This window comes from Iodobacter sp. BJB302 (assembly GCF_002735645.1).
GTDB lineage: Bacteria > Pseudomonadota > Gammaproteobacteria > Burkholderiales > Chitinibacteraceae > Iodobacter.
On record NZ_PDZG01000143.1, the window covers coordinates 1 to 3018 of the forward strand.

At 51.0% G+C, this 3018-nt stretch carries 1 rRNA gene; it reads left to right on the plus strand.

Annotated elements, in window-relative coordinates:
• The first annotated feature begins 18 nt into the window (after positions 1-18).
• Positions 19-2909 (plus strand): 23S ribosomal RNA (locus tag CSQ88_RS22105).
• Positions 2910-3018 lie beyond the last annotated feature (109 nt).

The following is a 3018-nucleotide window of genomic DNA, read 5'->3' on the forward strand; positions in this document are numbered from 1 at the left end:
ACGTGTTTGAGGTTATAGGATCAAGCGACTAAGTGCATCTGGTGGATGCCTTGGCGATGATAGGCGAAGAAGGACGCGTTAGCCTGCGAAAAGCACGGGGGAGCTGGCAAATAAGCTTTGATCCCGTGATATCCGAATGGGGAAACCCGGCCCTTTTGGGTCACTCATCACTGAATACATAGGTGATGTAGAGCGAACTCGGCGAACTGAAACATCTAAGTAGCCGAAGGAAAAGAAATCAACCGAGATTCCCAAAGTAGTGGCGAGCGAAATGGGAAGAGCCTGCATGTGATAAATCAAACTTTAGTGGAACAGTCTGGAAAGTCTGGCGACAGTGGGTGATAGCCCCGTACACGAAAGAGATTGGTTGGTACTAAGCATGCGACAAGTAGGGCGGGACACGAGAAATCCTGTTTGAAGATGGGGGGACCATCCTCCAAGGCTAAATACTCATCATCGACCGATAGTGAACCAGTACCGTGAGGGAAAGGCGAAAAGAACCCCGGGAGGGGAGTGAAATAGAACCTGAAACCGGATGCATACAAACAGTGGGAGCCCTTGCAAAATGGGGTGACTGCGTACCTTTTGTATAATGGGTCAGCGACTTACGTTCAGTAGCAAGCTTAACCGAGTAGGGGAGGCGTAGGGAAACCGAGTCCGAATAGGGCGCATAGTTGCTGGGCGTAGACCCGAAACCAAGTGATCTATCCATGGCCAGGATGAAGGTGCGGTAACACGCACTGGAGGTCCGAACCCACTAATGTTGCAAAATTAGGGGATGAGCTGTGGATAGGGGTGAAAGGCTAAACAAACTTGGAAATAGCTGGTTCTCCTCGAAAACTATTTAGGTAGTGCCTCATGTATCACTGACGGGGGTAAAGCACTGTTATGGCTAGGGGGTCATCGCGACTTACCAAACCATGGCAAACTCTGAATACCGTCAAGTGCGAGCATGGGAGACAGACTGTGGGTGCTAACGTCCATGGTCAAGAGGGAAACAACCCAGATCGCCGTCTAAGGTCCCAAATAATCAGTTAAGTGGAAAACGAGGTGGGAAGGCATAGACAGCCAGGATGTTGGCTTAGAAGCAGCCATCATTTAAAGAAAGCGTAATAGCTCACTGGTCGAGTCGTCCTGCGCGGAAGATGTAACGGGGCTCAAACTGATAACCGAAGACGCGAATATGCACGATGTGCATATGGTAGAGGAGCGTTCCGTAGGCCTGCGAAGGTGTCTTGAGAAGGATGCTGGAGGTATCGGAAGTGCGAATGCTGACATGAGTAGCGATAATGCGGGTGAAAAGCCCGCACACCGAAAACCCAAGGTTTCCTGCGCAACGTTCATCGGCGCAGGGTGAGTCGGCCCCTAAGGCGAGGCAGAAATGCGTAGTCGATGGACAACGGGTTAATATTCCCGTACCGATATAAAGTGCGATGGGGGGACGGAGAAAGGTAGGTCAGCCATCTGTTGGAATAGGTGGTTTAAGCGAGTAGGCGTGTGGCTTAGGCAAATCCGGGCTGCTATAACGCTGAGACGTGACGACGAAGTCTTCGGACTGAAGTGATTGATCCTATGCTTCCAAGAAAAGCCTCTAAGCTTCAGCTTTATATTGACCGTACCGCAAACCGACACAGGTGGGTAGGAAGAGAATTCTAAGGTGCTTGAGAGAACTCAGGAGAAGGAACTCGGCAAATTATCACCGTAACTTCGGGAGAAGGTGAGCCCAGAGTATGTGAAGGCCCTCGCGGCTGGAGCAGAAATGGGTCGCAGAGAAATGGGGGCTGCGACTGTTTATCAAAAACACAGCACTCTGCAAAGTCGAAAGACGACGTATAGGGTGTGACGCCTGCCCGGTGCTGGAAGATTAAATGATGGGGTGCAAGCTCTTGACTGAAGTCCCAGTAAACGGCGGCCGTAACTATAACGGTCCTAAGGTAGCGAAATTCCTTGTCGGGTAAGTTCCGACCCGCACGAATGGCGTAACGATGGCCCTACTGTCTCCTCCTGAGACTCAGCGAAGTTGAAATGTTTGTGAAGATGCAATCTCCCCGCTGCTAGACGGAAAGACCCCGTGAACCTTTACTGTAGCTTTGCATTGGACTTTGAAGTGGTTTGTGTAGGATAGGTGGGAGACATTGAAGCATGGACGCTAGTCTGTGTGGAGTCGACCTTGAAATACCACCCTGACCCCTTTGAGGTTCTAACCTTGGTCCGTTATCCGGATCGGGGACCGTGCATGGTAGGCAGTTTGACTGGGGCGGTCTCCTCCCAAATTGTAACGGAGGAGCTCGAAGGTCGCCTAGGTACGGTCGGACATCGTACTGATAGTGTAATGGCATAAGGCGGCTTAACTGCGAGACAGACAAGTCGAGCAGGTGCGAAAGCAGGACATAGTGATCCGGTGGTTCTGAATGGAAGGGCCATCGCTCAACGGATAAAAGGTACTCCGGGGATAACAGGCTGATTCCGCCCAAGAGTTCACATCGACGGCGGAGTTTGGCACCTCGATGTCGGCTCATCACATCCTGGGGCTGTAGCCGGTCCCAAGGGTATGGCTGTTCGCCATTTAAAGTGGTACGTGAGCTGGGTTCAAAACGTCGTGAGACAGTTTGGTCCCTATCTGCAGTGGGCGTTGGAAATTTGAGGGGGGCTGCTCCTAGTACGAGAGGACCGGAGTGGACAGATCTCTGGTGTACCGGTTGTCACGCCAGTGGCATCGCCGGGTAGCTAAATCTGGAAGAGATAAGCGCTGAAAGCATCTAAGCGCGAAACTCGCCTCAAGATGAGATTTCCCCAAGGCTTTAAGCCTTTTAAAGGGTCGTTCGAGACCAGGACGTTGATAGGTCGGGTGTGGAAGTGCAGTAATGCATTAAGCTAACCGATACTAATTGCCCGTAAGGCTTGATCCTATAACCTGAAGCGCGTGTGTGCGACGGTATATAATCTACCCAGATTAGAGATAAATTTGAGACCGCAACAAAGTAATACATTACTTCTTCTATTGAACTGAACGCGTTG